This window comes from Planococcus sp. MSAK28401 (assembly GCF_018283455.1).
GTDB classification, from domain to species: Bacteria; Bacillota; Bacilli; order Bacillales_A; family Planococcaceae; genus Planococcus; species Planococcus alpniumensis.
In genome coordinates this window covers 3,129,200-3,153,336 of sequence record NZ_JAAMTH010000001.1, presented here as the reverse complement: position 1 = coordinate 3,153,336, position 24,137 = coordinate 3,129,200, and the positions used below count along the sequence as shown (strand labels likewise).

Annotated in this window: 31 protein-coding genes; 22 read left to right on the top strand and 9 right to left on the bottom strand. The window is 47.6% G+C overall.

Translation table 11 applies throughout. The features are described from left to right. Positions 1-31 precede the first annotated feature (31 nt). Together G3255_RS15925 and G3255_RS15920 are read left to right on the top strand one after the other, a co-directional pair. Positions 32-1,855, top strand: a complete 1,824-nt coding sequence (locus G3255_RS15925; protein WP_349291449.1) for a M3 family oligoendopeptidase — start codon at positions 32-34, stop codon at positions 1,853-1,855. After that, positions 1,852-2,298, top strand: a complete 447-nt coding sequence (locus tag G3255_RS15920) for a GNAT family N-acetyltransferase (RefSeq protein WP_211655369.1) — start codon at positions 1,852-1,854, stop codon at positions 2,296-2,298. The genes G3255_RS15925 and G3255_RS15920 overlap by 4 nt, the downstream gene beginning before the upstream one ends. Positions 2,299-2,432: 134 nt before the next feature. Here G3255_RS15920 and G3255_RS15915 read toward each other — a convergent pair whose 3' ends face one another. Next, positions 2,433-3,338 carry a metallophosphoesterase gene (locus G3255_RS15915; protein WP_211655368.1) on the bottom strand — a complete coding sequence of 302 codons (906 nt, stop codon included), beginning with the start codon at positions 3,336-3,338 and terminating at the stop codon, positions 2,433-2,435. Between the two features lie 229 nt (positions 3,339-3,567). Between G3255_RS15915 and G3255_RS15910 the strand changes: the two genes are divergently transcribed. The 4 genes from G3255_RS15910 to G3255_RS15895 all read left to right on the top strand — a co-directional run bounded on the left by G3255_RS15910 (position 3,568) and on the right by G3255_RS15895 (position 8,660). Continuing rightward, positions 3,568-4,479, top strand: a complete 912-nt coding sequence (locus G3255_RS15910; protein WP_211655367.1) for a DUF5996 family protein — start codon at positions 3,568-3,570, stop codon at positions 4,477-4,479. 200 nt (positions 4,480-4,679) lie between these two features. Further along, positions 4,680-7,751, top strand: a complete 3,072-nt coding sequence (locus G3255_RS15905) for a cell wall-binding repeat-containing protein (RefSeq protein WP_211655366.1) — start codon at positions 4,680-4,682, stop codon at positions 7,749-7,751. Between the two features lie 66 nt (positions 7,752-7,817). Beyond that, on the top strand, positions 7,818-8,108 hold the full coding sequence (locus G3255_RS15900) for a hypothetical protein (RefSeq protein ID WP_211655365.1): 291 nt from the start codon (positions 7,818-7,820) through the stop codon (positions 8,106-8,108). Between the two features lie 12 nt (positions 8,109-8,120). Continuing rightward, the gene (locus G3255_RS15895; RefSeq protein WP_211655364.1) at positions 8,121-8,660 is read left to right on the top strand and encodes a GNAT family N-acetyltransferase; all 540 of its coding nucleotides are present in this window, start codon (positions 8,121-8,123) and stop codon (positions 8,658-8,660) included. Between the two features lie 48 nt (positions 8,661-8,708). Here G3255_RS15895 and G3255_RS15890 read toward each other — a convergent pair whose 3' ends face one another. Then, positions 8,709-9,164 (bottom strand): GNAT family N-acetyltransferase, encoded by a 456-nt coding sequence (locus tag G3255_RS15890; RefSeq protein WP_211655363.1) that lies wholly within the window; start codon positions 9,162-9,164, stop codon positions 8,709-8,711. 361 nt (positions 9,165-9,525) lie between these two features. On the opposite strand from G3255_RS15890, the gene ccsB reads away from it, so the two are divergent. The 8 genes from ccsB to G3255_RS15850 all read left to right on the top strand — a co-directional run bounded on the left by ccsB (position 9,526) and on the right by G3255_RS15850 (position 15,364). Next, the gene (gene ccsB / locus G3255_RS15885) at positions 9,526-10,722 is read left to right on the top strand and encodes a c-type cytochrome biogenesis protein CcsB (RefSeq protein ID WP_283092924.1); all 1,197 of its coding nucleotides are present in this window, start codon (positions 9,526-9,528) and stop codon (positions 10,720-10,722) included. 30 nt (positions 10,723-10,752) lie between these two features. Continuing rightward, a complete protein-coding gene (locus G3255_RS15880) occupies positions 10,753-10,941 on the top strand; it encodes a hypothetical protein (RefSeq protein ID WP_211655362.1) in 189 nt (62 codons plus the stop codon). A 22-nt stretch (positions 10,942-10,963) separates the two neighbouring features. After that, positions 10,964-11,155 (top strand): hypothetical protein, encoded by a 192-nt coding sequence (locus G3255_RS15875; RefSeq protein WP_211655361.1) that lies wholly within the window; start codon positions 10,964-10,966, stop codon positions 11,153-11,155. 261 nt (positions 11,156-11,416) lie between these two features. Then, positions 11,417-12,796 carry a PepSY-associated TM helix domain-containing protein gene (locus G3255_RS15870; RefSeq protein WP_211655360.1) on the top strand — a complete coding sequence of 460 codons (1,380 nt, stop codon included), beginning with the start codon at positions 11,417-11,419 and terminating at the stop codon, positions 12,794-12,796. Positions 12,797-12,810: 14 nt separating this feature from the next. Next, positions 12,811-13,281, top strand: coding sequence for a FixH family protein (locus G3255_RS15865; protein WP_211655359.1), 471 nt, complete (start codon positions 12,811-12,813; stop codon positions 13,279-13,281). Between the two features lie 188 nt (positions 13,282-13,469). Continuing rightward, positions 13,470-13,862 carry a hypothetical protein gene (locus tag G3255_RS15860; protein ID WP_211655358.1) on the top strand — a complete coding sequence of 131 codons (393 nt, stop codon included), beginning with the start codon at positions 13,470-13,472 and terminating at the stop codon, positions 13,860-13,862. A 78-nt stretch (positions 13,863-13,940) separates the two neighbouring features. After that, complete coding sequence (gene ytvA, locus G3255_RS15855) at positions 13,941-14,717, top strand: YtvA family blue-light photoreceptor (protein WP_211655357.1); 777 nt, start codon at positions 13,941-13,943, stop codon at positions 14,715-14,717. Positions 14,718-14,800: 83 nt separating this feature from the next. Further along, positions 14,801-15,364, top strand: a complete 564-nt coding sequence (locus tag G3255_RS15850; RefSeq protein ID WP_211655356.1) for a GNAT family N-acetyltransferase — start codon at positions 14,801-14,803, stop codon at positions 15,362-15,364. A gap of 49 nt (positions 15,365-15,413) precedes the next feature. On the opposite strand, the gene G3255_RS15845 is transcribed toward G3255_RS15850, so the two are convergent. From G3255_RS15845 to G3255_RS15835, 3 genes are all read right to left on the bottom strand, one after another. Next, a complete protein-coding gene (locus G3255_RS15845) occupies positions 15,414-16,022 on the bottom strand; it encodes a type 1 glutamine amidotransferase family protein (protein ID WP_211655355.1) in 609 nt (202 codons plus the stop codon). An 87-nt stretch (positions 16,023-16,109) separates the two neighbouring features. Beyond that, positions 16,110-16,397, bottom strand: coding sequence for a hypothetical protein (locus G3255_RS15840; protein ID WP_211655354.1), 288 nt, complete (start codon positions 16,395-16,397; stop codon positions 16,110-16,112). A gap of 25 nt (positions 16,398-16,422) precedes the next feature. Continuing rightward, the gene (locus G3255_RS15835) at positions 16,423-16,875 is read right to left on the bottom strand and encodes a hypothetical protein (RefSeq protein WP_211655353.1); all 453 of its coding nucleotides are present in this window, start codon (positions 16,873-16,875) and stop codon (positions 16,423-16,425) included. Between the two features lie 368 nt (positions 16,876-17,243). Between G3255_RS15835 and G3255_RS15830 the strand changes: the two genes are divergently transcribed. Both G3255_RS15830 and G3255_RS15825 read left to right on the top strand, forming a co-directional pair. Then, on the top strand, positions 17,244-17,660 hold the full coding sequence (locus G3255_RS15830) for an Rrf2 family transcriptional regulator (protein ID WP_121298950.1): 417 nt from the start codon (positions 17,244-17,246) through the stop codon (positions 17,658-17,660). After that, on the top strand, positions 17,657-18,586 hold the full coding sequence (locus G3255_RS15825; protein WP_211655352.1) for an NAD(P)/FAD-dependent oxidoreductase: 930 nt from the start codon (positions 17,657-17,659) through the stop codon (positions 18,584-18,586). Before G3255_RS15830 ends, G3255_RS15825 begins: the two co-directional genes overlap by 4 nt. A gap of 77 nt (positions 18,587-18,663) precedes the next feature. Here the strand turns inward: G3255_RS15825 and G3255_RS15820 are convergent, their stop codons facing one another. From G3255_RS15820 to G3255_RS15810, 3 genes are all read right to left on the bottom strand, one after another. Beyond that, the gene (locus G3255_RS15820) at positions 18,664-19,041 is read right to left on the bottom strand and encodes a hypothetical protein (protein WP_211655351.1); all 378 of its coding nucleotides are present in this window, start codon (positions 19,039-19,041) and stop codon (positions 18,664-18,666) included. Between the two features lie 148 nt (positions 19,042-19,189). Continuing rightward, positions 19,190-19,585 carry a hypothetical protein gene (locus G3255_RS15815; RefSeq protein WP_211655350.1) on the bottom strand — a complete coding sequence of 132 codons (396 nt, stop codon included), beginning with the start codon at positions 19,583-19,585 and terminating at the stop codon, positions 19,190-19,192. Between the two features lie 60 nt (positions 19,586-19,645). Then, positions 19,646-20,161, bottom strand: a complete 516-nt coding sequence (locus G3255_RS15810) for a TetR/AcrR family transcriptional regulator (RefSeq protein WP_211655349.1) — start codon at positions 20,159-20,161, stop codon at positions 19,646-19,648. A 98-nt stretch (positions 20,162-20,259) separates the two neighbouring features. On the opposite strand from G3255_RS15810, the gene G3255_RS15805 reads away from it, so the two are divergent. Both G3255_RS15805 and G3255_RS15800 read left to right on the top strand, forming a co-directional pair. Further along, on the top strand, positions 20,260-21,081 hold the full coding sequence (locus G3255_RS15805; protein WP_211655348.1) for an SDR family oxidoreductase: 822 nt from the start codon (positions 20,260-20,262) through the stop codon (positions 21,079-21,081). A 137-nt stretch (positions 21,082-21,218) separates the two neighbouring features. Beyond that, positions 21,219-21,524 (top strand): hypothetical protein, encoded by a 306-nt coding sequence (locus G3255_RS15800; protein ID WP_211655347.1) that lies wholly within the window; start codon positions 21,219-21,221, stop codon positions 21,522-21,524. A gap of 27 nt (positions 21,525-21,551) precedes the next feature. Here the strand turns inward: G3255_RS15800 and G3255_RS15795 are convergent, their stop codons facing one another. Next, a complete protein-coding gene (locus tag G3255_RS15795) occupies positions 21,552-21,890 on the bottom strand; it encodes a hypothetical protein (RefSeq protein ID WP_211655346.1) in 339 nt (112 codons plus the stop codon). Positions 21,891-22,052: 162 nt separating this feature from the next. Between G3255_RS15795 and G3255_RS15790 the strand changes: the two genes are divergently transcribed. The 4 genes from G3255_RS15790 to G3255_RS15775 all read left to right on the top strand — a co-directional run bounded on the left by G3255_RS15790 (position 22,053) and on the right by G3255_RS15775 (position 24,127). Continuing rightward, complete coding sequence (locus tag G3255_RS15790) at positions 22,053-22,784, top strand: metallophosphoesterase family protein (RefSeq protein WP_211655345.1); 732 nt, start codon at positions 22,053-22,055, stop codon at positions 22,782-22,784. Positions 22,785-22,885: 101 nt separating this feature from the next. Next, entirely contained in the window at positions 22,886-23,290 is a 405-nt protein-coding gene (locus tag G3255_RS15785) for a DUF4181 domain-containing protein (protein WP_211655344.1), read from the top strand. A 29-nt stretch (positions 23,291-23,319) separates the two neighbouring features. Continuing rightward, positions 23,320-23,592, top strand: a complete 273-nt coding sequence (locus G3255_RS15780; RefSeq protein ID WP_211655343.1) for a hypothetical protein — start codon at positions 23,320-23,322, stop codon at positions 23,590-23,592. A gap of 19 nt (positions 23,593-23,611) precedes the next feature. After that, positions 23,612-24,127, top strand: coding sequence for a hypothetical protein (locus G3255_RS15775; protein ID WP_211655342.1), 516 nt, complete (start codon positions 23,612-23,614; stop codon positions 24,125-24,127). The last annotated feature ends 10 nt before the right edge of the window (positions 24,128-24,137 follow it).

Genomic DNA, 24,137 nt, shown 5'->3' with positions numbered 1-24,137 from the left:
GATGCTGCCGCAGATAAAAAGGGGATTATTCGTGGAACAGACAACTGCACACACATGGAATTTAACTTCTTTATATGCCGGAACAAGCCGATCAGAAGAACTAAAAGCGTTTATGGCAGATTTGCAAAATACACTCGAGCAAGCGGCTGGGCAATTGCAAAATTACCGCGAGATGGACGAGCGGGACAACGATGCCTTGCTGAAAGTCATTGATCAATTTCAATATGCCTTGCTTGCTTGGGAACAGCTTGATGATTTCGCCATCTGTGCATATGCAGAAAACGTGGCGGATCAGGCAGCGATCGCTTTGATGGATGAAAGCGCCGTGTTGAAAGCAAAGCTCGCTTCCTTGCAGATCGAGTTGGATCAAGCCTTTGCTGAATTTTCCGAAGCGGATTGGCAAGCGTTTACCGCTTCCGACCGCGTTCAGGCATCATCGTTTTATTTGAATGAAAGAAGAGGGATGGTCAAGGACCGGTTGCCGGCTGAGCTGGAGCGCATGATCAGCGCGCTGTCCGTTAATGGCCTGTCGGGTTGGGAACAGCAGCACGAACTGGTGTTAACTAAATTGAGAGTGCCAATTGAAGTGGACGGGGAACTGCAGCAAGTGTCGATCGGCCAGGCATTGAATGAAGCTATAAACGGCAAAGACCGCGCCAGCCGAAAGCGGGCAGCTGAAGCTGTGGACGAAACGTGCGTAGCACACGCGGATACAGTGGCAGCCATTTTGAACCGTGTGGCTGGATCTCGTTTGGCAATCTACGAACAGCGAGGCTGGGACAATAAATTGAAAGAGATGCTCGAGCATAATCGGATCCAGGAAGCTTCAATCGATGCGATGCTCACGGCCATCGATGATAATAAGGATTTGTACAGAGCGTATATCGAACGGAAATTGAAAGTGGCGGGCCAAGATCCAGCCAGCTGGTTCGATCTGGAGTCGCCGGCGTTTTCACTTTCAGACAAAGTGGATTTTGCCTCGGCGAAAACCACCATCAGCAAGCAGTTCCACCAGTTCAGCGACAAGCTCGGGAATTTTGCTGACCGCGCCTTTAAACAGGATTGGATCGAAGCCGAGAACCGGCCGGGCAAAGCAGAAGGCGGATTTTGCGCTTCGATGCCATTGGCCAAAGAAAGCCGGATCTTTGTGACATATCGTGATACTTATCAGGATTTGGTGACCTTGGCGCATGAACTGGGCCACGCCTATCACAATCAGATTATCCACGACGAACCGGCGCTTGCGCAGCAAAAAGGCACGAGTGTTGCGGAAACGGCTTCTACGTTTATGGAGAATCTGGTGCTGGATGCCGTAATCCAACAGACGACTGACGAAAACGAACGGCTCGCCATGCTCGAAATGAAGATCCGTGACGGCTTGAAATACGTCGTGAGCGTACCGAATATGTTCCGCTTCGAACGTAAGTTTTATGAGCAGCGGGCACAGGGCATGATTTCTGCGGCGCAAATCAAAACGATGATCGCCGAAGTGGAAAATGATATTTACGGCGGACTTGTTGAGGATTTGGCTCTTTACAAATGGATGTTCATCGGCCATTTCTATGATGCCGAAAAAGCGTTCTACAATATTCCGTATACGATCGGCTATTTATTCAGCAACGGCGTATATGAACAGGCCAAACAGCAGCCGGACGGATTCCCGGAGCGGTACGATGCGTTATTGCGCGATTCCGGGAAAATGACCGTCGAGCAATTGGGCGAACAGTATCTAGCAGCAGATATCACGCAAGTAGCATTTTGGCGAGATGCACAGAAATCCCTGACATCCGCCATTGAAGAATACTTGGAGTTGACTGAGAAGCACGTTGCAGCGGCTGGCAAAAATAAGCAATGAAGAAACTAGAAACTGAACGATTGGAAATCATTCCTTGCACCGCTGAAGTGACTCAGCTGCTTCAAAACCAGCAGTACGACAACGGGCCGGAAATTGATCGTCATTTACAAGAGTTGCTGGAAGACCCCAGCCTGTTTGCATGGGGAAGCTGGCTGATTATCCGAAAGTTAGATGGCCAGGTAATCGGGGATGGCGGGTTTAAAGGCAAACCTGATGACCAGCGGCAAGTGGAGATAGGATATGGGTTGCTCGAGCAATATTGGAATAAAGGCTATGCGAGCGAAGCGATGAACGCTTTGATCGAATGGGCGCTGGCAAACGAAAAGGTAGAAAAAGTGATTGCCGAAACCGAGCGCTCCAATCAAGCATCCATTCGCGTGCTTGAAAAAGCTAAGATGAAAAGAGCGCAAGAAACGGATGCAACGATTTATTGGGAAAGATAGCTAATCAACCGATACGCTAAGACTGGATCCTTAAAGGTTCAGTCTTTTTTTACGTTGTTTTTTCGGCATAGTATAAAAAAGCATAGCTTTCTCCCGAAACTCGGAGATGGCGATGCTTTTTAAGAGAGTGTTGATTATTGTTTAGAAACTAACGTAAAAATCGTCAGTTCGGGTTTAGCATTGATGCGGATCGGCACTGTGCTCATGCCGATTCCACGGTTTACGTACAACTGGTTGCCAGCGGCGCCGTAATTCTCAATCCACCCATCCGTATGCTTTTCTTCTTCTGAAGTAAAGTCCATCCAGGACCAGCCGGGCAAGCCAGGAAGTCTTATCTGGCCGCCATGTGTATGGCCAGCAACAGAAAATGGTGCCGAATTTGCCGGGAATTTCACAAAAGAATTCGGGTTGTGCATCATCACTATACGCGGGGCATCAGTGGCGATTCCTTCCAGGGCTTCTGATGCAGAATCATCACCCATCCAGTTTGAACCGACCCCCGCAATGTAAAGTCCTTTTGAGACATCAGGCAGAGCATCCCCATCTACACCGAGCAGGGCAGATTCATTGTGTAAAACTTCTACGCCTATTTCCTTTAATGCCTGGCGCAGTTTTGTCGCAGCTTCGTTTAATGGTTGTGAGTCCTTTTTCTTCAATCCGAAATCATGATTGCCCATAACGGAGTACACCGGAATATCAGCTTCGCCAATTGGTTTTAACGCTTCGATATTTTCGGTTATTTTCTTCTGCGTCTCGTTTTTCGGATGATAGATAAAATCGCCAAGCATTAAAACGGCTGCTGGGTCTCTTTCGATAATTTCTTCAACGGCTTCTTCCACCGTGTCGGCATTATCGCCCCATAATCCAATTTGAAAATCTCCCAGCACTGCGATTTCCTGGCCTTCCCAATTCTCAGGAAGGTTCGGGATGACAGCTTGCTCTTGTGTCACATCGAGCAAACGGGGTTCGAACAAGCCATATGCGACGACGAAAACGAATAGAATAACAAGTGCAATGGCTATATTTCTGACTGTCTTCATTCTTGACCCCCAACGATTTTTCGGTTTTTCTAGACTAAATAGTAGCTACCCGCCACTTTATCCGTATAAACTCTGTTTCAGCCTAATATGGCTCATGGGTAAAACACAAGGAATCCAGCCTGAATTTCTCTACGGCTGATGGATAGGAAAGTAAGGAAATACGTCGAATATAAGGAGGAATAGAAACTGCCGGCGCTTATGGATTTGAAATCCAGAGGAGGAGAAGGAAATGGACGTGATCAAGCATTCCGAATGGGCTGAAACGAAATTCACTTTGCATTTGCTATCCCAGATCCTTGGCAAGATCAAACTCGAAACCGCCCAGCAAGAACCTCAGTGGGCGCATGTGACACTAGCCATAACACCGAACGGATTTACGACGGGTTTATTATTCCATCAAGATCGGGCGTTTCAAGTCGACTTGGATATTTACGAAAGCCACATCCTCATCAATGTCGAAGGAAATGTGCAGACCGTGGCGCTTGAAACGGCCAAGTCGATCAAAATTTATTTCGAAGAGATCTTCGAAGCGTTGGCATCGAAAGGCATTCATTTGAAGATCAATCCGAAACCGCAAGAGATGGCATATAAGAACAATCTTAACGAAGACGATACGCCGCTGACGTTCAATTGGGAACAAGCGATACGGGGGCTCAAACTATTTCACTTTGCGGCTGCTGAACAGTTGAAGTTTATCGGCCCGCTGCGCTCCCGAAAAATGAAGCCCGCGCTGTTCTGGGGAACGTTTGACGTCTCGTCGCTCATTTTGCCAGGCATCCGCCAGCCGTACCCGGAAGACAAAGTCATCGAAAAAGCGGCGTTCGATGAACATTTCATCGAATATGGATTCTGGACTGGCGACGCCAATGTGGATGTGCCGGCATTTTTCGTGCTGCCGTATCCGTTCGTCAACAAAGAACTCGACAGCGAGCGTTTAAAACCTAAAGATGCGTATTTCGAAGCTTCGCTGAGCGAATACTTCCTGATGCTTGATAAAGTCGCCGGCTCGCCACGTCCGACAAAAGCGATGCAGGAATTTTTCCGCTCGACTTTTGACATTCTCAGCGAAGAACTGGGCTGGCCGGATTGTTCGTATTACTTTACGCCGCTTGATATGCCTGAACAGACAGCGAAAAAATGAAGGGATATATTGGGGAGAAGATGTGCTGACTCAAGCATGTCTTCTCCTTTTTTATTGTGGCGGGACTGTTCAATTCTTTTGGAAGAAAAAGACATCAATAGTCCCAAAAAAATATTTTTAAAAGCATCTATTTTTATGTCTTCCGATGTGCTTTAATAGATTTAATGTAATTGTAAAAAAATTGAAATGGGGATGGTAGGATGGACCGCGCGTTCAAGATTGCGACGAGTTTTTTGATGGGTGTATCACTTTTTGGGGTTTTACCGGCAACACAAACGGCGCAAGCTGAAGATTTAGTGGATGCAGATGCATTGGTGCAAGGAGATAGCGTAAGCGATACGTTTTCTGCAGAAGACAACGAACGTTGGTACAAGATCGATGTGGACCCTGCACAAGTCGCAGCGCATACTCATTTTGAAGTTTCCCTTCAGTCAGATGATGAATTGACCTTTACCGTCTACCCGGACGCAGAACGCGCGACCGAAGACCAGCCTTTTGACCCGTTCAGCAACTACAGCTTTGGAGAAAAGAAATCAACTGTGAAATTCCCAATCGCCTGGGAAGGCCCTTACTACGTAAAAGTATCTTCTTATGCTGAAGAGCTGCCGTTGGAAGTAACTGAAGGTGACGAAGCGGAAGAAGCGAGCTATACGATCGGCTTTGACGGCGTCACGGTGAAAGCATCAAAACCGACAAATGACGAGCAATGCCCGGCTGAGCTTGTCATGGGCGACGCAGCTGGAGATCAGGCGCTGCTTGACCAATTGCGCGTCATCCGCGGCGAAGTGCTTTCGCAAACAGAAAGCGGCAAAGAATTGACCAAGCTTTACTATAAGATGGCACCATTTATCGGCTATCAGGCCATGACGGATGCATCTGTTCGCGATTCATTGAAGAAAAACCTCAAGCAGCTCGACGGTTTGATCACGAGCATTGCGGAAAATGGCTTCCAAAGCTCGAAGACCATCACTGCCGCTGATCAAAAAGCGATCAACGAATTATACGCGCTCGCGTTGAAAACAGCGCCTGCGAATTTGAAAGATGATGTGGAAGCAGCAGGGCAAGCGATCAATATCAACAAGCTGGCTGGAAAATCGGTCATGTCAGCCATGCTTCCGACTCCTTATGTCGTAAAAGACGCTTCGATCAATAAGGTCATCGTGAAAGTAAAAGAAGGCGAAACGCTGACGAAAGCGGAAGCCGGAACAGCCGGTATCCAATCGGTTTCCGAGTTTGACGCTGAAGCACCGAAATTTGACCAGTTCTTCGTGGTAGATTTGAAGTCAGGCATGTCAGCCGCTTCAACGAATAAAACTTTGCAATCACTGGAAAACTTGCCGGAAGTCGACTTTATCGAACCGGTTCAGCAATACAAGCTTCATTCAGAAGATATCTATTATGATGAGCAATGGTCTCTTGAAAACAACGGTGACGGTTTCGGCATTAAAGACGCTGACATCGATTTCGAGGAAATGACTGCGCTGGCAGCACAAAAAGGCCAAACCGAAGTCATCACGGCGGTCATCGATACCGGGGTTGACTACACACTGGCCGATTTGAAAAACCAAATGATCAGCACAGGCTACGATTTCATCAATGATGATAATGAAGCACTCGATGATTATGGCCACGGCACACATGTTTCCGGCATCATCGCAGCGGAAGCGGACAATGATTATTCGATGACGGGCATCAACCAGTCGACGAAAATCCTGCCGGTCAAAGTGCTCGATGCATCAGGTTACGGTGACACGGAACAAATCGCATACGGCATTCTGTACGCAACGGACCAAGGTGCCGATATTATCAACATGAGCCTTGGCGGCGGTTATAGCCGTGTCTTGGAATACGCCATGAGATATGCAAGCGAGCGCGGCGTAACGATTGTCGCTGCTTCTGGAAATGAAGGATGGGAAGAAGTTTCCTACCCGGCTTCATCGAAATACGCCATCGCTGTCGGCGCAACGAATAAAATCGACCTAGTGTCGGATTATTCGAGCTACGGCGAAGGGCTTGACCTGGTTGCACCAGGTACCGATATCCCGAGTTTGATGCCGGATGGCAATGTAAGCTTGATGTCTGGAACATCTATGGCAGCACCGCATGTCGCGGCAGTTGCAGGTGTCTTGAAGTCGATCAATCCGGATCTCACGCCAGGCCAGTTGGAGAACGTATTGACGGCTTCGGCGGATGACGTTGAGTTTATCGCAGAAGATGCTCCTCCTGGTTTTGAGGAAGATCCTTTCTTTGAAGAAGATCCTTTCTTTGAAGAAGATTTTCCGTACGAAATGAAAGAATTGGCTCCTGGCTTTGATCTTGTCTCAGGTTGGGGCCGTTTGAACGGCGCACAAGCGATTCTTGCGTTGGACGATAAATGGAATCTCGCTGACCGCATCAGCGGGGCAAGCCGCTACGATACAGCGGTGGAAGTATCGAAAAAAGGCTGGAGCACATCCGGTAAAGCTGTACTTGCAACAGGCGGCGATTTCCCGGATGCCTTGAGCGCTGCGCCGCTTGCGGCATATCAAAACGCACCATTGCTTTTGACGAAAACCGATTCAATTCCACAATCGGTAAAAGATGAATTGAAACGCTTGAAAGTGAAAGAAGTGACATTGATCGGCGGAGAGGGCGCAATCAGCCCGATGGTCGAAATGGAACTGAACGAACTCGGCATTAAATCAACAAGCATCAAACGCATCAGCGGCAAAAATCGCTACGAAACGTCCGTCAATATCGCAAAACAAATGAAGACTTCGACGCAAGCGGTCGTAGCGACAGGTTCAGCGTTTGCTGATGCCTTGTCGATCGCACCGGTCGCAGGAAGCCAGAAAATGCCGATCTTGCTGACGAAACCGAACGGCTTGCCAGCAGAAGTGAAAGCTCATTTGGCGGCGAAAGCTTATAGCAAAACCTTCATCGTTGGCGGTAAAGGCGCTGTTTCTGACAACACAGCAAAAGAACTTAAAAACCCGGTCCGCCTGTCCGGCGCATCACGCTACGAAACGAACAGTGCGATCATCACTCATTTCAAAGCATCCTTCGACAACAAGAACATGTACTTGTCGACGGGCGCAAATTATCCGGATGCACTCGCTGGATCCGTACTGGCAGCAAAAACGAAAGCACCACTCGTATTGACTGCACCGAACGGCCCGAATGCAGCTACAGTGAAGACAGTTCAAACACAGTTGAAAACCGTCAGCGGCATTTACATCCTCGGCGGTGAAGGCGCTTTGCCGACGCAAAGCATCCAACAATTGTTCGAGTAAGACAGGAAAACAGGCGATTCGGATTCCGGACGCCTGTTTTTTTATAGCTAAATAGGAGGTAAAATAATGAGAGAATTGATTGCAGGCGGAATTGGTGTCATTTCAGGTATTCTATTGTTTGGCTTCACGTCGATTGCAGCGGCGGTGTATTCACCGCATTTAAGTGGAACCGGCTATTCGGGAGAGTTCGGCCTGTATTTATCAGCCTTATGGGAAGTGGGGGCTGTGCCAATCATTTTAAGCCTGATTTTCTTCTTTTTAGGACTGGGGTTTTTGTTCAGGGCGACAGATCGGGAATGGCGGGAAAAATACTTTTTAGTAGAAGAGGAAAAGAAGCCAAGCGACAAAGAAGCTTGAAAGGAAGATTAGATGGAGAACGGCTATTTATTCGAATCCGAACGGCTCGGATTCAGGCGGTGGAAAGCGTCTGACCGTGCACCATTCGCGGCATTGAATGCCAACCCTGACGTAATGGAGTTCTTTCCGAAAACCTTGAGCCGCACCGAATCGGATGCCTTGATCGACCGCATCGAAACGCATTTTGAGGAGAAAGGCTACGGGCTTTGGGCAGTGGAGCGAAAAGAAGACAGGGCTTTTATCGGCTTTATCGGTTTATTGGATGTCAATTTCGATATCGGAATTGAAGACGCAACCGAAATCGGCTGGCGTTTGGACCAGCAGTTTTGGAAAAAAGGCTATGCAACAGAAGGGGCGAAAGCTTGCCTGACATACGCATTCGATGAGCTTGGCAAAAAAGAAATCTACTCGTTTACTTCAACGATTAACACACCGTCTGAAACTGTCATTAAGCGGATCGGCATGGAGAAAGCAGTGGAATTCGAGCATCCGCGCGTTACAGAAGGCAGTCCTTTAAGAAAGCATGTTTTGTATAAAATACAGAATCCATAAAGAAGAGGCCGGACTGGGATGCCCCAGTCCGGCCTCTTTTGCGCTTTATTAATCAACCAATTGCTTCACTACAGCCATTTCTTTACCGAAGCGGTGCCCGTGATCTTCAAAGCCTAAGCTTTTATACAAGTGATGGGCTCCGGCGTTTTCAGGGTGATAGCCAACGATCACTTTTTTGGCCCCGAAGGCATCAGCCATTTCCGAGAGTATTAATGTCGTAGCAGCTTTTCCAATTCCTTGTCCTTGGTATGCTTGATCGACCATGATGCGGTAGATCCAATAGCCATCCAATTCTTCAGGAACCGAGTTGAACATCAAAAATCCCACTGTTTGCCCGTCTGCACAAATTACATATGGGCGCAGGCTCGGTTCGAACTTGGATTGGGCGATGGACACCGCATTCGGTTCCATATAGCTTTTCTGCTCATCGGCCACTTCCAGTTCGCAGCAGGCGTACCAGTTATTAACGTTCACTTCAGTAATGCTTACATTTGTCAGTTTCATAGTTTTCCCCTTTCGAATTTCGGGGAACGCGAACGAGCCAGGTCAATTCGGCGCTATCCCCTTGCAGTCATGGATAATGAAGATAGTTGTGTTTGTCATAATGAACGCCTCCTAAACTCGTAATGGATATCCGGCTTTTGCATCGGACCTTTTGACTATATCATGTCTTCGCGTCTGGATATCAGTAGTTTTGGAAAAGAAACTTGAACTACGCATTAAAGGTCTTTCAGCAAGTTTTGGTTTGCTCACTAAAAATGCTGAGGAGCAATAGACACATAATAGTCGCTTATGCAGGTTGAAAAAAATGGTATTATTGGAATAAATATTCGAACGATATTATTCGATTTGGAGGAATATCTATATGTCTACAGAAGCGTTGGTTTCGTTAAGCAGTTCATTCTTGTTCTTCTCATTTATTGTATTTTTAATCGCCATCATCCCATTTGGAGTAGCTGTAAAATCGAAAAAGCAGTCGGGTGTGAAAATTGCGATGGGCTTAACGATTGTCGGGTTTGCCGCGCAGCTTGGTTATTTTATTTTGCGCTGGGTAGCAGCAGGCCATGCGCCGGTCAGCAATTTAAATGAATTTCTGACATTCTTCGGCATTATGCTGATTGGGAGCTTTTTAGGGTTTTTCTATATTTACCGCCAGCCGGTCGTCGGCTTGTTCTTGCTGCCGGTTGCGATATTGATTATTGCCTATGCCAGCATGTTCGCCAATGAAGTATCGCCGCTAATTCCGGCGCTTCAAAGCCACTGGCTCACGATCCATGTCATTACGGTGGCTACCGCAAGTGCTGTGCTATCGGTATCGTTTGTAACAGGACTGATCTATTTGTTGAAGAAGGTAGATACATCGAACAAGAGCAAAAGTGCATTCTTTTTGGAATTAGTACTGTATTTCTTAGTGGTGGTTGTGGGCTTCATTCTCGTGACATCCGCGTTTGGAATTGCCGGCTACAGCGCCAGTTATCAATTTGAAAATCAAGAAGGCCAGAGCCAGGTGTATGAGTATGCCCTGCCAGCCATTGTGGTGCCGGATGAGGCGCAAGCCGTTTCTGGGACTGCCGAGAATTATGAACCGGCCTCTCACTATGCGGGGCTTGTAGAGATTCCCAATAACGTTGAGACAGCCAAGCTCAATTCGGTACTGTGGTCCTTTGTTGTCGGTTCAATCTTGTATTTAGTGATTCGCCTGATTGCGCGCAAGAAAATTTCGCAATTGCTTCAGCCTTTCACGAACAAAGTTGATTTAACTTTGATGGATGAGATTTCCTATCGATCGGTCGTTATCGGTTTTCCGTTATTTGCGCTGGGTGGCTTGTTTTTCGCCATGATTTGGGCGCAAATTGCGTGGAGCCGGTTTTGGGGATGGGACCCGAAAGAAGTCTGGGCGCTCATTACCTTCCTCTTCTATGCTGCATTTCTTCACCTGCGGATCGGCAAAGAGTGGACGGGCGAAAAGACGGCGTGGCTTGCAATTATCGGCTTCGGCACCATTATTTTTAATCAAGTCTTCGTTAATTTAGTCATTTCAGGCTTGCATTCATATGCATAATTATTTAATTCCAATCGGGGAGGGTCATATATGAAAGACCGAATCATTCTCGTCATAGTCCTAGCAAGTGTACTGGGCTCGTCCGCAGTCAGCGCTTCGTCTCTTAGCCAAACAATTAAATCGGGTTATCATGCGGCAGCGGCAAGCGTTCTTTTGGCGGTCGGCATCCACGCCCTTTATACGTATTTGAAGAAAAGAAAAGTACAAAAGGCACTATAGAAAACAAGCGGGGAGGGGTAGAATGAAGCGCACATTTTTAGTCGCGATTATACTGTCAGCCCTTATTACATGGGGGCACATCTTCTTTGACCTGAAAACCTTTGTTCCGGATTTGGCGGCCAATTTGGCTGTCGCGGTGTCAAACTTTATCTTGCTGTTAGGCGTAATTTATTGGATCGGACGAAAAGGGCAGGAAGAGGAACCGGACTCCTGAAATGGCTGGGAGAGGAAAAGTCGCAGCGATTCGGTATATAATACGGTTAAAGCAGAATAACGGGCACGTCATTGTATGAATCGTGGGTAATGGACGAAGCACTGAAGAAAGGGATGCGCTGAACGATGGCGCATCCCTCTTCTTATTGGGGCGGCATTCCATAATTTTTGCCGGGCTTTAATCTAAAAACGAATTTTAGACGTTTACTGAATAGAGTCGAAGAATACATAAAACAGGATACATAAGAAAGAGGCGGAACAGATGGAGAACGGAAAAAGAGAGAATCCGGTAGCTGAAAAAACGAAACAAGCAAAAGGCGGGCAGTTTTATAAATCTGTCTGGCGCTGGCACCTGTACGCGGGCGTTTTGTTCGCGCCGCTCTTGGTGCTGCTTGCGATCACCGGTTCGGTGTATTTATTCAAAGCGGAAATTGAGAATGTGCTGTACGCGGACTATTACGAAGTACAAGCGCAAGAAGAGCGTGTCGCGGTTTCGGAGCAGCTCTCAGAAGTAAATCGCCTGTATCCGGCAGGCATTGTTACAGCTTATCGCCCAGGTGAGACCGAATCACGTTCGAGTGAAGTGACGGTCGAAGCGGATGGCATGTCGATGACAGTATTCATCGATCCGTACACCGGCGAATCGCTCGGTGAATTGAACAACGACGACCGCATCATGGACAAAATCGAAGAAATCCACGGCGAGCTGATGGCCGGGACACTCGGCGACCGCATCGTTGAACTGGCCGCGAGCTGGGCGGTCGTGCTCATCGTTACTGGATTGTTCCTATGGTTTCCGAAAAAGATGAACGGAGCGGGCGGGGTATTGTTCCCGCGCCTTCGCCAAGGACCGAAAATTCGCAGAAGAGACCTCCACGCAGTGCCGGCATTTTGGCTGTCTGCCGGGTTATTGTTTTTGATCATGACCGGGCTTCCGTGGTCAGGCTTTTGGGGAACTAATTTCCAGGCGATGGTGACCAATACCGGAGAAGGCTATCCGCCGTCTGTCTGGATCGGCGACGCGCCGAAATCGGACGTCGAAACACAGGACATTGCAGAAGTGTCATGGGCGGCAGAGACTTTGGACGTGCCGCTGTCATCGGTGCAGGGGCTGGTCCCGCTGCCGCTCGATAAAGTAGTTGAGATTGCCGATCAAGAAGGCATTCATCCGTCCTACTCGGTGTTCATCCCGCAAGAACCTGAAGGCGTCTATACGCTGTCCGTGTTCCCGCCAAAAGCGCAGGACGAGGCAACGATGCACATCGACCAATATTCCGGCGCGGTGCTGGCCGATTACCGCTACGACAATTACGGCGTCATCGGCAAAGTCGTCGCGTGGGGCATCACGCTGCATAAAGGCTCGCAATTCGGCCTGCTCAATCAATTGATCAGCCTGTTCATCTGCCTCGGCATTGTCTTTGTGGCCGTGAGTGGCGTCTATCTGTGGTGGAAGCGCAAGCCGAAAAAAGGCATGGGCGCACCAAAAGCCCCGCCGTTGTTCAAGACAAAATCCTTTTTGTTATTGATGATTGTGCTCGGTTTGTTGTTCCCGCTTGCGGGATTGTCGATGGTCATCGTTTGGCTGTTCGATAAACTGGTGATCCAGCGGCTGCCGGCAGTGAAGAAATGGCTGAACGCATGAAAGGAGGAACGGAAATGAAGAAATTTTATGGGCCGCTTGTGGCGGCTGCCGCCATTTTGCTGTTAAGCGCTTGTGCCGTGCGCGACGACGCGGCGGATTTGTATAAGCAAGAAGCGCCGTTGCAGATCGCAGCGGAAGTGCCGGAAGAAATCGCTCCCGGTGAAACGGTGCGTTTTCAAGCAAAGTTAACGCAAAACGGAAAACCGGTGGACGAAGCGAATTTCGTTCATTTTGAAGTCGTTAAACAGGACGGCTCGATTCCGTATCCGATGAAAGAAGCACAAGAGTTGGGAGGCGGCGTTTATGAAATGGAAGCCAACTTCAGGAGCGATGGGCTTCATTTTCTTGAAGTGCATGCCGGGAGCGGAGATGCCATCAGCAATCCCCAATACCAATTCATTGTCGGCGAGCTGTCAGAAAGTGAACTCGACAGTCTGAAAGAAGGCCCTGCACCGGATGCGGGAAGTTCAGGGCATCATCATTAACTGCAGTTCGTTTATTAAAAATCCCTCCTGAAAACGCACCAAAGTCCTACTTAGCTAAAATTGTTAAAAAGGCATGTGCAAAAGTCTTAGAAAAAAATTTCATTGTATGGGAAAAAAGCAATAATTTCGGGTATAGGACATTATAGAAAATACTTGGAGCCGCGGAACAGGACGAAAGGACGGTATAAGTGAACGAAGAGTTATTGATTGCTGATGAAGTCAAAAGAACCTTAAAAGCACATTGCGAATACCGTGAAGGAAAATTTCATTTCACGAAAACAAAGAAACTGGAAATTTTCCTCGGCTCCAGTTTTTTCATTTTCAAACTGGATATGGAAATCAGCTTTGAGCATTTCCAGCAAGACGGGGCCGCTGTCAACAAAGCCCGCGTATACATCTTGCCGGAAGAGATGCTGGCTTTTGAAGACACCTTGCGCAAATTCCCGATTCCGCTGCCGATTGCATTCCGCCAGTGCATCCACACGAATCAGAACCTGGTTGAAATCACGATGGAATCGCTGGAGCCGCCGCGGAATTTTGCCTTGCGGCTGGCCGCAGCGCTGAAAGAAATCGAACCCTGATCCATCTCCGATCCAACTCAAGCAATGTCGACTTTGCCCGTGACAGAAACCAACCCTTATAGATCGGAGAGATTGAACATGAACCACTTAAAAACAGAAATCAAAAGCGAATTGCTAGAAGCCATGCTGAATGGCAGCCAAGTAGCGGCTGTCGTTACAGACCCCGAACAGCAAGACAATCCAATCATCTACTATAATGAAACCTTCGCACAACTGACAGGTTATACAGAACACGAGATTATCGGAAACAACTGCCGCTTTTTGCAAGGCGACAACACCGACCGTTTCACCATCGGAAAAGTCCGGCAGGCAATCGAAAAGCGCGAGAAAATCACCGTGACGCTGGAGAATTACCGCAAAGACGGCACGACGTTTTGGAACCGCCTGAACATCGAGCCTGTCACCATGGACGGCCATTTGTATTTCATCGGCACTCAGACGGACATCACCCAAGAAGTCGAACAACAAATGGAATTGAACGAAAAAGAGCAGGAGATCAACGAGCAGATGCTGCCGATTTTGCCGATTGACGACAATATCGGGGCGGTGGCCTTGGTCGGGAAAATGAACAATTTGCGTTTTGACGTCCTGACCTCCAAATTGAGCCATTTCGTTCGCGACACGCGCACACGCCACATCATCATCGATGTTACGGGTGTGTTATGGGAGAAGAATTTCCTCTATACTAACCTCCTGATGATCCAAGATGTGCTGAGATTGATGGGCAGTAAATTGTATATTTCCGGCATCAGCCCCAAAACCGCCATGGAAATCGTCAACATCAAAGACGACGACCAAAACCTGTTGACGTTTTCGACAGTGCAGCAAGTCATCCAGCGTTTGCAGGCGAAATAGGGAATTTCTGAAAGTTCTTGGCAAGCGGCTGTGATAAACTGGAAATGTCAATCAGATGATAGAGCATTCAAGGGGAGAATACAGTGGCAGAAACTGAAAAGTTCGAAGCAAGATCAGAAACAAAACACTTAATTGTTCGCCCACTGGAACGAGCGGATTATGCCGAATGGCTGGCAGGCTTCAACGGCCGTTCACCCTCAAAGCATGTCTACAATCCGGGCAGACTGGATATGAGTGCTTGCACGGAACACTGGTTTCAGGAGCTCGTGGAAAAGCACCGGCAACTGGCGCATAGCGACACGGCCCATGTATTCGCCGTATTCCGAAAAGAAGACGGGCGTCACATCGGCATGGTCGATTTTTCGACATTGGCGCGCCAGGAGTTTCAATGGGGACGGCTCGGCTACACTATCCATAACCAATATTGGAATCAAGGCTTCGGAAAAGAAGCGGTCACAGAAGCATTGCAAATCGCCTTCACCCAGCTTGGTTTCCACCGGATCGAAGCGCATATTAATCTTGATAACGAGGCTTCCGTCCGGCTGGCTGAAAGTGCCGGTATGAAATTCGAGTGTGTGCGGGAAGCTTTTCTGTATGAAGGCGGGGAGTGGGTTGACCATTTGATCTACTCAATCACTCACCAATAAGCAAAGAAAATCCCCTTGTTCCACATCGGAACAAGGGGATTTTTGCGTTCTATTGTTGTGATTTTCTGTAATCATAATAGCCTTGCTTGAAAAACCCGTACCATTCGTCGATCTCTGGCTGCGGTGCGGCGTTCAGCGCTTCGAGCACTTCTTTCCCGAATTCAAGGAACGCGGAGCCGTTGGCGGTAATGAGCTGGCCGCTGCGGACGGCTTGCTGTTGGAGATAGCGCGATTCATTTGTGTAGCGGTCGCCTGAAGTTTCCTGCAAATCGTCCAGATGATTGCTCGTATGCGGCGCATCGTTTAACAAACCGTTTTTCCCGAGAAACACCGAGGCATCGCAAATGGCGCCGAGCACGGCTTGCTGGCTGATTGCTTTATCGACCAGTTCCATGACACGTTCGCTGCCATCTTTGCGCCAGGAATTGCCGCCGATCAAGATCAATCCGGCAAATTCTTCCGGGGCATCGTCAATGCCGTAATCCGGCAAGACGGTAAAGCCGCCAATTGATCTCACCGGATCTTTCGTCAGCGACACCGTCTTCACATCGAATCTGCGGCCGTCGCCTTCCGGTTCTTCGTTCAATGCCGCCGCCAAAGACGCTGCTTCCCAGTCCGCGTATTCGTCCAATAGCACAAAAAGGACTTTTTCGTTCATGCTGTTCATTCCTTTCGTTTGAATATTCGCTTATTCGTTAAACGAATTATAACACAGTCATAAACGTTCGCTGCCGGGAAGTCTCGATCAATGGCCGCCGGTGATTTCCAAGTAGAAGATCATAAACAGGCTGATGAGGCCGATGATTGCCATGATGCCGTATGCGATTTTTCGGAACATGCCTTTTTTGAAATAAGCGAACAAGACAAAAAAGTACAGCACCGCTGCCGGCACGAGGAAGGTCAAAAAGCCGCTGACGTCTTCGAGATGGTGCGCGAAAATCGAGATCGCAAGCCCTAAGAACAAGGCGGCGCCATAGAGTGTCATAACGTTTTTCAAGCTTTTTTCAGGATCATTGTTTTGTGAAGCAGCCATAATATCCAAACTCCTTGTCGTTTTGTCAGTCCCAATGATTGAATATCAATTGGCCTGTCGTCTTCGGTTTCCAATAAGCCGCTTGTTTCCATTCGGCTTTGTTTAACTGTAGCGCGTTTAGCTGCTCGCTATCAAGCGGCACGTTCAGTTCAGTTGCGGAGAGTACGTAATAAGAAGGGGAAAAAACCTCCGACCAGTCGGCATAGTCGATAAAATCAAAGCTTTCACCTTGGCCGCCGGAAGCGAAAGCAAGATAAGGAAAATGAGCATTCAAAAGAATCAAGACAGCATCACCGCTTGCGTTCATTTCTGCGCAGTAATAATTGGCAGATGGCCCAGGTTCAGTAAATGAAATGAGTTGGATCGATGGATGAAAAGAAAGGGTAAAGCATAGTTGTTTAAATGGTGTGCAATCGGTTTTCGGAAGTTCGCCGAATGTGGCGTCAGTAAACCCGCTAATGCCTGTTGGTAATTTCATGTTTTCACCTCGGTTTGCGGTAAAATAGGAAGCATTTCAGTCTCAGCCTTTTTTCTTTTTGCGCAGTACATAAATAATGAAAAGAATTATGACAATCGGCAGGCCGTAAACTAAAACGGTTACTAAAAGGTCTATTATATTCAAACTGGTATCATTCATCGCACAACTCTCCTTTTGTGGGTTCTTGTCATTACTATACCCAGACTAATGGACGCAGGTTTCATTTTCTTTGAAACTTTTCATTCCCCAGGAAATAACACAAGCCAGGCATTTCTTGTTGACCGAAACATTTGCTAGTGGTAAATTAGTTTTAATTACAGACAATGAGAGTCTTTAATATCTGTGAAAGAAGTGGAGGAGGATGCCTGATGAAATATTCAAATGCCACGAACTACGCCTTGCATACGATGGTGCAGCTGATCCGCTTGCCTAGGGATGCGTCGATCGGCGTGCAGGAACTGGCGAAAGCCCAGCAGTTATCGCCGACTTATTTGTCGAAAATCTTGACGAAACTGACGAAAGCCGGCTTGATTGAATCGACACCTGGTGCAAAAGGGGGCTACCGGCTGGCGAGAGGCGAGCGAGACATCTCGTTCTTCGATGTGATTCAGGCGATTGAAGGCGAGAGCCATTTATTCGACTGCACGCTTCACCGCCACGAAGGCTGCCTGATCGAGAAAGTCATGCGGGATGCCGAAGCGAACATGAAACAAGAACTCCAGGAACAGCTGTTAGTGGATATTGCGGAACAGGCAGGACAACACCAAGGAGGCGATGGGAAATGAATGATTCATCTACAAACCATGAAACACTGCTCGATTGTGCGATTATCGGCGGCGGGCCGGCGGGGCTCAACGCAGCACTCGTGCTCGGCCGCTCATTAAAAAAGACCATTATGTTCGACGACAATCAGCCGAGAAACCGCGTGACGCATGAATCGCACGGATTTTTGACGCGTGACGGCATCAATCCACAGGAACTAAAGCTATTGGCGCAACAAGAACTCACGCATTATCCGGATGTTCAAATCGATACTAGCCGCGTCGCTGCAGTCACGAAAGAACCGAAATCTTTCCGCATCGAAACGGAAGGCGGGGAAGTCTTCCATGCGAGAAAAGTAATTCTAGCAACCGGATTTACGGAAACTTTGCCGGACATTCCGCGCGTGCAAGAGTTTTACGGCACGAGCCTGTTCAGTTGCCCGTTCTGCGACGGCTATGAAATGCGCAGCGAGCCGCTGGTCATCATTTCGGAAAATGAAGCAGCGGGCCATCTCGCAAAAGTAGTCTCCAACTGGACGAATAATTTGATCATCGCGACCAATGGCAAGAAACACATCACGCCGAGTGAACAGAAAACGCTTGAACACCACGGCGTCCTCGTCTACGAAGAACCGATTCGCTCATTGGACGGTGAAAACGGCAAGCTGCGCGCCATCACATTCGAAGACGGCACGACGATCGAACGTTCCGGCGGGTTTGTCACAGCCGAGTGGCATCAGTCCACCTCCATCGCGAAAGATTTGGGCTGTTATATCAATGAACGCGGCGGAGTCGAGACTGACCCGATGCAGCGCACCAATGTCGAAGGCGTCTTTGCCTGCGGCGATATTTCCATGGGGCCGGCGCAATTGATCATCGCAGCCGGGCAAGGCAGTCTCGCCGCTACCAGTGTGGTCGCTGCTTTCACAGAAGAACGGTTCGGCGAATGAATAATGCCAATACCTGACGAAAAAAATGCATGAAAAAAGGCTCTCCCAAGTGGAAGAGCCTTTTTTCATGCGAAACTTTACGCTTTCTCTGCTTTTTTCTCGGATGCCCGCGTATACTCGATCCAGGAAATCCACAACGCCGCCGCAGCACCGATCCATAAGACTGGGCTTGTCAGCGAAATGCTGTTCTGGGATTCTCCGCCGAGCGCTGTCAAGACAGTGATTACCAATAGCGGGACGCCGACCATCAATGCGGGAAAGATGATCATATAGCGCTTTTTCTCGCGTCGCGGCTTGACGGTTGCCCAGCTGAATATGGCCATTAAGACGATAACCACAAACAAGATCCACGTTGGAATGCCGAGCTCAGCGAGAGTACCTGGGAAATAATCGTTGATCAATAACAGAGACAAGTTCAGCAATAATACAGCAATAATGAGCCAATAGGTTTTCATCGTAAAAATCCTCTCCTAGCTGGCAAATATTCGCCTTCCTTTTAGTCTAACAAAAATAGTTTGAGATAAAAGGAATTGAACTGAATCCCTTACCCCGTGTGAAGATTCAGTGACACAAAAAAACCCTCCGGTACTGGAGGGTTTCGCTCTATTCTCTGGATTCTTGCATTTTTTTCTTGTATGCTTTTTTGTCATCGGAATAGCTCAACCATAAAAATACGATCAACGTTACCCACAGAGGCGTACTTGTAAGCGAGTAACCTGTGCTCGATTCACCGCCAAGCAAGGTGAGCAGCGCCATCAGCAAAATTGGATAACCCAATCCGATAGCGCTAAAGGTCAATTTAGAATACTTTCCTCTTTCAGGCGGTGGGCCGTCACCATTCGGCGTAACGAATATGGCAATGACGAGGCAAGCGAGTGCAGCCAAGATGAGCCAAGAGCTTACACCGAGTGCCTCCAATGTAGCTGGAAAGAAATCAGTGATGAGCCAAAGCGTGACAAGCGCTAAAGCTCCGAAGACTAAGGTTCGATACAAATTCATCCTACCAGTCCTTTCGTTTTGTGGATCAGCTTACAAGTTTGTCGTCGCCGCGAAAAAAATTTAACTGCTCCGTTCCCGGGCATCCGCTAAATTCGCCGTCCAATCGGCGAAAATGATTTTCATCAGCTTGTCCGACGCTTCCTGCGGCGCCATGGCAAATCCGCCCTTGACCCAGGACGCCAAATAGCCGATCGTGCCCCAGCCTGCGAAGACGGCGAGATCCTCGTCGCCAAAGACATGCTCGAGCTGGCTGGCAAAGCGGCTTGTCAGTTCATGAATGCGACCGGCATCGGAAAATTCCTGGCGGTAGAACGAGCGGTAGCGGAAGATGTGTCGGCAGATTTTCAAGTTGATGGTCTCTGCATCCGACGGCTCGGCGTAGATTTGGAGGAGCCGCCCATTCAATTGGCTGCGCACCGCCTCCATCAATTCGTATTTATCGGTGAAATGCAGGTAGAACGTCGAGCGTGAAATGCCGGCATAGGCGACGATGTCCTTGACCGATACGGCCTCGAAATCCTGTTCAGCAAGCAAGTGGATGAAAGTTTCAGTGATAGTTTGTTTCGCTGTTATCATTTATGTCACTCCATTAGACAATATTGTAGTAAATGTCTCGTGTTATTTACGGAAATTACGCTTACGCTAATTATAGTAGATAACAGGGGGAATTGCTCATGATGAAGGACGTTTATGTGATTACAGGCGGTTCAGAAGATCTGGCCATTGCACTGGCACAGCACATTGGCCCAAAAGGCACGCTGCTGTTGGTGGATTCATGCGAAAAATGCCTCGAACAAGTAAAGCAACAGCTTTTCCAAAAAGGCATGACTGACGTCCACTGCGAGACGTCCGACCTGACATCGAAACGAGCGGTCGGAGCGTTAGCTGAAAAAGCGTCGGAACTCGGAAGTTTGAGAGGGCTCGTCCACGCAGCGGGCTTATCGAACGCAAGCGATTCCAAGCGCAGGATGGCGGATAACGTCATCGGCATGAGCCACGTGCTCGAAGCATTTTTGCCGCTGGCGAATGAAACGACGTCTGCCGTCATGGTGTCCTCGATGACCGCCTATATGGTGCCGCAAAATGGCCAGTATATGGACGCCTTGAAACAACAGCTCGCAGCCAACCTGGTTGAAACGCTCGACCAGTTCACGCAAGGAGATGCGGGGGCGGCCAACAGCATGTCAAAGCTCGCCGTCCACTTGATCGTCGAAGATCAGGCCTGGGCGTGGGGCCAAAAAGGCGCGCGGCTCAATTCGGTATCGCCTGGCATGATGAGTGTGCCGGACGCATCGGGAGAAATTCAAATCATGCTCGACCACACGCCGCTGCGCCGGACAGCGGAACCGGAAGAAATCGCCTCCGCGATCGAATTCCTGTTGAGTGATTCGGCTTCCTATATTACCGGCATCGACTTGCGCATCGACGGCGGCACGATTGCCAACTACCCGCGAATGAAAGCAGCGATGTCTCAGGAGAAGATGAAACGCTTTTAATACATACGTAAACGAACCTCGCTGGCAAACAGTGGGGTTTTTTGTATGAAGATTTTTTGGTATTATTAATAACAATTTTTCCAATAAATGTTACCATCAATGGAAAGACTTTAAATTTGAATAAAGGAGGAAAAGAAATGACATTTTGGGACGAATTTGCTTACTCGATTGGCTTTTTTAATTATATAGGGCTATTATTCGAATTGTTTTTCATCACGAGCTGCTTAGCGACCATTGTCTATATCGCAACTAAAAATCAGTATATTTCCTACTTGGCCACAGCACCGATTTTCTTCGTGCTGGCTCACATTTTCTACCAAACTTCGCATATTATCCTCGTGATTATCGCCATGTCCATTCAAGCGCTGGTCATCTTGTTTATCCAAAAGCAAGACTTGCTCGGGAAATTAGCGTCGAAGGCGAAAACATCAGGAGTAGAATGAGAAGACAGAAGTCTAAAAGCTATTCAATTATTCTTCCAAGCGTAAGGTCAAGAGGTCAGTTTGAGTGATCAAATCCACTCGGCTGCCATCTTTTTCATAATACTGGGATGCGCCTTCTTGTTCAGCTAAAGTCCACCCTTTCGATAGAATGGCTAATTTATAGAAATAAGGAATTCCGTTTTCTTCTGAAGCTTTTGGCCAATCATAGACGGCAACTGAATCGGTGTTCTTGATCAACACCGCGCTTTTGGGTATAGGAAACCCAGAGCTCGCTTGTTCTTGGTAGGGATAAAAGACACTTAAGGTAAAGAACATTCCAATAAGCACGAACGTCGATAGCATAATGCCAATCAACTTTTTAGACATAATTTTCCTCCAGTTTAGATCTAATTTTTTATCGTAAATACGAAAAGTACCATTGAAAAATCTCTTATTTTACACAATATACCATATTGGTGGGAACTGGAATTGGTTTTATCTGTAATTTAGTGATGAAACAATTCGAGAATTCGAAGAGGGGTGACTTCCATGAGTACAACAATCGCAGTGATTGCGGATGTCCACGGAAATAGCCGAGCTCTACTTTCAGCATTGGCAGAAATCGATCAACATCCTGAAGTGGAGCACATCTACTGTATAGGAGATATGGTCGGAATAGGGTATGAGACCAACGAAGTGCTGCGAATTTTGTTTTCCAGAAAAGACATTTCGTTTGTTAGCGGGAACCACGAAGAAGAATTGATTGCGATTTTGGAGGGGGAAGGTGGGGAAAGCCAAGGCGGCGAAAAACTTCATCACGAATGGTTGGCAAAACGATTCGATCAACGCCTGCTGCCTAAATTGAAAGCCATTCCGAAAGAAATAGTGGCAGAGCATGAAGGACACAAGATATTGTTTACTCATTATCATATGGACGCCGAGCAGCGATTTCTTCCGATTGATGCTGAGCCGACGGTTGAAAAGCTGGACCAGCTTTATGAAGAATCGCCGTTCGATTTGGTTTGTTTCGGCCATCCTCATCCAGTGCATCATTTTTCTTCTGCACAACGAACTTACTTGAATCCGGGGTCGCTTGGTTGTTATGACAAGCCGTCTGCTAGATATACCCTCGTTGAGTTAACAGGCAAAGAGATCAATGTCGCATTAAAGCAAGCTTCTTACGATAATCAAGATTTCCTCTTGGGATATGAACAATTGAACGTTCCAGAAAAAGAGTTCATTTTAAATGTTTTTCATGGCAATCAAACGCTAAACAAATAAAGTCGATTTATTTGTTGCACACAGGCGTTGATAAAAGGTGCATTCAAGTTAGCGGGAATTATTTTTTATCGACGATAACTCTTGAAAAAGGAAGTGCGCTCATGTGGCTGGAAATCGGATTGGTTATTCTAGGGATTGTTGTACTCGTCACCATAGTAAATTTCGTTCTGAGGAAACTATTGCAGATCGAAAAAGAAAAGAAAGATTTCTTTTCTTATGATTACATTAACGAGCAGCATCGTAAGATCGAGCAATGGGTGAGGTGGGGGTGGATGTTGGCAAGCTTAATCGCCTTTTCGTTGGTGCTCTACCAAGAGTTTCCAGTAATATTCTACCTTTTCTTATTCATTGCTTGGATGACAACAGATGCCTTCGTCAGAGCCTATTTCCAGTGGAAGCATTCCGACCAGCCGAAACAGGCGATTTTGACACTCAGCGAGATGGCGATTTGGATATCGGCAGTCACCTTAGTAATCTATTTCGACGTCTTTAACTTTTTAACTTAAGTCTCATGCTTTTTGAAAGGAGCGGAAAGATGACAGAAGAAAAGAAAGTACAGTATTTCAATATAGCGTTATGTCAAGCGGGCTTGCTGTTGGTTGGGCTAGGCCTCATTCGGGCGCTCTCGATTCACCAGGACCGACTCAGTTTCCTGCTTGGATTCATCGGATACTCATTATTCTCTTTGCATATTCGAGCGCTCGAAAAAAAGTGGGGCATTCCGAAAAAGCATGTATGGATCAGCAACGGAATCTTTATCCTTTTGTTGGTGCCGCTTGCCTATTGGCTTGCTTTTCCTGGGCGATAATAGAAAATGGGGGACTGAGATGAAGAACATCCAAAAGTTCGGTATTGCAATTTTATTTATCATTCTGCTCACTGGTTGTGCCGCGCAGACTGAGCTCGAGCCGTACGAGGGAAGAGATTTGAGCATCGCAGTAGTGGGAGAGGCGCCGGATGTGGAAGAACAACAAATTGAGTTCATTGAAATCTCTTTCGATGACTTTGAAGAAACTACTTTGTGGAAATACGATGCGGTGTTCATCATGAAGGAGCATCTTGCGGAAGCTGCGGAAAGTGAATACACTTCAGTCTATATGGGAGTGCATATCCCGTTTTTCTTTTTTGGATCGAATAAAGGCAAAGGTCCTTTGCCTGATTTGGGGCTAGCATTCGGTGAGGCGGAGAAAGATTACTACGCAACGAGTTTCTTGCAGAGGTCAAATAATGAACAATCTATTGCAAGATACGCTTTAAGCGACGAAGGAGAAACAGAAGAAAATATAAAAGCACTTTACGCTCAAATGTTTAGGTCAATTGAACTGAGCGATGGCGACCAGTAGAGCATGAATC

Coding starts and splice junctions, on each gene's coding strand:
- G3255_RS15920 (WP_211655369.1), top strand. CDS start 1,852: ATGAAGAAACTAGAAACTGAACGATTGGAAATCATTCCTTGCACCGCT.
- G3255_RS15915 (WP_211655368.1), bottom strand. CDS start 3,338: ATGAAGACAGTCAGAAATATAGCCATTGCACTTGTTATTCTATTCGTT.
- G3255_RS15910 (WP_211655367.1), top strand. CDS start 3,568: ATGGACGTGATCAAGCATTCCGAATGGGCTGAAACGAAATTCACTTTG.
- G3255_RS15905 (WP_211655366.1), top strand. CDS start 4,680: ATGGACCGCGCGTTCAAGATTGCGACGAGTTTTTTGATGGGTGTATCA.
- G3255_RS15900 (WP_211655365.1), top strand. CDS start 7,818: ATGAGAGAATTGATTGCAGGCGGAATTGGTGTCATTTCAGGTATTCTA.
- G3255_RS15895 (WP_211655364.1), top strand. CDS start 8,121: ATGGAGAACGGCTATTTATTCGAATCCGAACGGCTCGGATTCAGGCGG.
- G3255_RS15890 (WP_211655363.1), bottom strand. CDS start 9,164: ATGAAACTGACAAATGTAAGCATTACTGAAGTGAACGTTAATAACTGG.
- ccsB (WP_283092924.1), top strand. CDS start 9,526: ATGTCTACAGAAGCGTTGGTTTCGTTAAGCAGTTCATTCTTGTTCTTC.
- G3255_RS15880 (WP_211655362.1), top strand. CDS start 10,753: ATGAAAGACCGAATCATTCTCGTCATAGTCCTAGCAAGTGTACTGGGC.
- G3255_RS15875 (WP_211655361.1), top strand. CDS start 10,964: ATGAAGCGCACATTTTTAGTCGCGATTATACTGTCAGCCCTTATTACA.
- G3255_RS15870 (WP_211655360.1), top strand. CDS start 11,417: ATGGAGAACGGAAAAAGAGAGAATCCGGTAGCTGAAAAAACGAAACAA.
- G3255_RS15865 (WP_211655359.1), top strand. CDS start 12,811: ATGAAGAAATTTTATGGGCCGCTTGTGGCGGCTGCCGCCATTTTGCTG.
- ytvA (WP_211655357.1), top strand. CDS start 13,941: ATGAACCACTTAAAAACAGAAATCAAAAGCGAATTGCTAGAAGCCATG.
- G3255_RS15845 (WP_211655355.1), bottom strand. CDS start 16,022: ATGAACGAAAAAGTCCTTTTTGTGCTATTGGACGAATACGCGGACTGG.
- G3255_RS15840 (WP_211655354.1), bottom strand. CDS start 16,397: ATGGCTGCTTCACAAAACAATGATCCTGAAAAAAGCTTGAAAAACGTT.
- G3255_RS15835 (WP_211655353.1), bottom strand. CDS start 16,875: ATGAAATTACCAACAGGCATTAGCGGGTTTACTGACGCCACATTCGGC.
- G3255_RS15830 (WP_121298950.1), top strand. CDS start 17,244: ATGAAATATTCAAATGCCACGAACTACGCCTTGCATACGATGGTGCAG.
- G3255_RS15825 (WP_211655352.1), top strand. CDS start 17,657: ATGAATGATTCATCTACAAACCATGAAACACTGCTCGATTGTGCGATT.
- G3255_RS15820 (WP_211655351.1), bottom strand. CDS start 19,041: ATGAAAACCTATTGGCTCATTATTGCTGTATTATTGCTGAACTTGTCT.
- G3255_RS15815 (WP_211655350.1), bottom strand. CDS start 19,585: ATGAATTTGTATCGAACCTTAGTCTTCGGAGCTTTAGCGCTTGTCACG.
- G3255_RS15810 (WP_211655349.1), bottom strand. CDS start 20,161: ATGATAACAGCGAAACAAACTATCACTGAAACTTTCATCCACTTGCTT.
- G3255_RS15805 (WP_211655348.1), top strand. CDS start 20,260: ATGATGAAGGACGTTTATGTGATTACAGGCGGTTCAGAAGATCTGGCC.
- G3255_RS15800 (WP_211655347.1), top strand. CDS start 21,219: ATGACATTTTGGGACGAATTTGCTTACTCGATTGGCTTTTTTAATTAT.
- G3255_RS15795 (WP_211655346.1), bottom strand. CDS start 21,890: ATGTCTAAAAAGTTGATTGGCATTATGCTATCGACGTTCGTGCTTATT.
- G3255_RS15790 (WP_211655345.1), top strand. CDS start 22,053: ATGAGTACAACAATCGCAGTGATTGCGGATGTCCACGGAAATAGCCGA.
- G3255_RS15785 (WP_211655344.1), top strand. CDS start 22,886: ATGTGGCTGGAAATCGGATTGGTTATTCTAGGGATTGTTGTACTCGTC.
- G3255_RS15780 (WP_211655343.1), top strand. CDS start 23,320: ATGACAGAAGAAAAGAAAGTACAGTATTTCAATATAGCGTTATGTCAA.
- G3255_RS15775 (WP_211655342.1), top strand. CDS start 23,612: ATGAAGAACATCCAAAAGTTCGGTATTGCAATTTTATTTATCATTCTG.